The organism is Cytobacillus sp. Hz8, from assembly GCF_042263505.1.
Classification (GTDB): Bacteria; Bacillota; Bacilli; order Bacillales; family Cytobacillaceae; genus Bacillus_BE.
Genome location: NZ_JBHKFI010000042.1, coordinates 1 through 1,435, shown reverse-complemented (window position 1 = coordinate 1,435; position 1,435 = coordinate 1). Strand labels below are relative to the sequence as shown.

Below are 1,435 nucleotides of genomic sequence, written 5' to 3'. Positions count from 1 at the left end.
TGAAGTGACCCCTAAAAGTTAGACACGGTTATTTCATTAGGCTGCTTGCTCAAAATGAGTTCGGTATTGCACCGGGCTCATTTTTAATTTTGCCTTCATCCGTTTCGTATTATAATATTCCATATATTTTTTAAGTTCTTGTTTAAAATGCTCTACACTTTCGAATTCCTTATAGTAAAGCAATTCTGATTTCATAATCCCAAAGAAATTCTCCATCACAGAATTATCGTAACAGTTTCCCTTACGAGACATACTTTGTTTAATTCCTCTTTCTTGGAGGGCATGACGATATTCTTTCATCTGATAATGCCAACCTTGATCTGAATGCATCAATAGTTCATGTTCTTCTGGCAAGCGCTCGAGGGCTTTCTCTAACATCTCCGAAACAAGTGAATATGTTGGTCTAGAGCCAATTGTATACGTAATAATCTCTCCATTAAATAAATCTAATACAGGAGATAAATAAAGTTTCTCACCAAATAATTTAAACTCTGTAATATCTGTTACCCACTTCTTATTTGGGGCATCTGTTGTAAATTGACGGTCTAAATGATTTGGCGCAATTTTTCCTACAGTACCTTTGTAAGATTTATATTTCTTCATCCTTACCAAACATTTTAAACCAAGTTCTCTCATGATACGTTGAACCTTTTTGTGATTCACTTTTTGCCCACGAATCGCTAGCTCATCACGTATACGGCGGTAACCGTAGCGACCTTCATGTTCCTCATAAATGGCCTTTATTTCAGCTTTCAAGTCGCCATCTGGATCTGGCCGATTCATTCTCTTCACTAAATCATAATATGTACTACGCGGAATATCAGCGAGTTTCACGAGTTCCTTCACCGGGTATTTATGCCTTAACTCATAGACTACTAGCGCTTTGTCTTGTTTGGTGATTTTTCTTTGTTTTGAGCTAAGGCATTCAACTTTTTTAAATACTCATTTTCCATTTCTAGCTGTTTAATACGAGCTTCAAGTGCCTCTACTGATCCTTCAGCTGGTGCTTGTTTTGGCAGTTTAGTAGATTTTTCTTTCATGAATGGACGCCCCTTTTGACTCGGTTCAAGGGCTTCTACGCCGCCAACCTCCATCTTTTTCTGCCAATCATACACCATTGTATAACTAGAGATTTTAAAGAGAGCTGCGGTATCCATTAATGACGCACCAGATTGAACCATATAATTTAGTACGTCTAGTTTAAAGCTAACAGAACAGTTTGTATAGGGACTTTTTAATCCGTCTTCTCCATGGAATTCATATAACTTCAACCAATATTGGAATTGTGCTCTGGGGATGCCTATATGTTTGGCATATTCTTTTTGAGAAATTACTTTCGGGTTATAGCCTTGAATAATATTTAATTTTATATCACTTGTATATTTAGTCATATAAAAACTGCACCTCCAATTGTTAGATAGTGTCTAACAATTGG

Annotated in this window: 1 protein-coding gene; it reads right to left on the bottom strand. The window is 36.5% G+C overall.

Features of this window, described 5'->3' with window-relative positions:
• Positions 1-36: 36 nt before the first annotated feature.
• A protein-coding gene (locus tag ACE38V_RS23190) for an IS3 family transposase (protein WP_375845108.1) occupies positions 37-1,391 on the bottom strand; the annotation gives its coding sequence in 2 pieces (ribosomal slippage) (positions 37-938 and positions 938-1,391; 1,356 coding nt in all).
• Positions 1,392-1,435: the final 44 nt, after the last annotated feature.